This window comes from Methylobacterium sp. E-046 (genome assembly GCF_022829625.1).
Lineage (GTDB): Bacteria > Pseudomonadota > Alphaproteobacteria > Rhizobiales > Beijerinckiaceae > Methylobacterium > Methylobacterium longum.
Genome location: NZ_JAKSYP010000173.1, coordinates 1 through 1,005 on the forward strand (window position 1 = coordinate 1; position 1,005 = coordinate 1,005).

1 protein-coding gene is annotated in these 1,005 nt (G+C 63.1%); it reads right to left on the minus strand.

Going from position 1 to position 1,005, the window contains the following annotated elements; all coding sequences use genetic code 11:
* Positions 1–129: porin (locus MKK82_RS16915; protein ID WP_243985609.1), on the minus strand; the 129-nt coding region annotated here is incomplete at its 3' end.
* Positions 130–1,005 lie beyond the last annotated feature (876 nt).

Here is a 1,005-nt window from a genome sequence, read left to right on the forward strand (position 1 = left end):
GTAGGTGGAGCAGACGCGGACGTACTCGATCGGAACCGCCTTCTTGACCGGCAGGTCGGCGGCGTGCGCGGCGCCGACCGCCGCGAAGGCAGCGGCGGACCCGAGCAGTGAGCTCTTCAAGAGCTTCATTGACATCTCCAAGTTCACGAGACCCGAACGCGGACAATCATCTTCATGACCGAAGTGTCAGTCCGCCAAAAAATTCGTTTTTTGTTCGATCCGAGTCGAAATCCGGACAGGTTTGCCTTCGGACATCCGCCTCGCGGATCGCATCGTGTCCATTCAGGACTGATTCCTCAACGTCCTGCTCTTTCTTCATTGAAGAGCGTTGCCGCACGTTGTCTTTATGCAACAAAACTCTCTTGTTTATCTTGCGTATTGGCGTGCATTTGCAATACAAGCGCTTCAATCTCGGAGTATTTAAGCAGATCAATAGTACAAATTAGATCTCGATTTCGATCGTCGCGGCGAATGATTTCAAGTCGTCGAAAATCCCCCGCGGAATACCTCGGGGAGCCGGAGGGGCTTCCACCCGCGGGGCAATCGACGCCAGCGGGCGGGGCCTGGGCGTTTGGAGCCGGACGGAAGGCGTGGCTGGCCAGGACCGTGACGCGCGGCGGCCCCGCGCAGCCGGGCGCGGCAGGGACGAGGCCGGGCGGGACGGCAGGGGACCCGATCGATCCGGCGACGGGGCGCCTGCCGGGTGCCGCATCACAGCGGCGCGGCCCCGCATGCGAGGCGCGGGCTCAGCTCGACCGGGCCGGGGCGCGCAACGAAAAAGGCCCGGCGCAATGCCGGGCCTTGGAAGACGTGGTGCACAGGGTCCGAAGCCGGGAGACGATCCCGGCTCCGGGAATTTGGATCAGAAGTCGCGCTGAACGCGGACGCGGATCTGGGAGACGCCGTCCGAGGTCGTGGTGCGGACGAGGCCACCGGCGTTGATCGCGGCGACGCGCGAGTAGGCGGTCGGATCCTTGTCGATGTCGATGACGCGGCCGTTCTTCA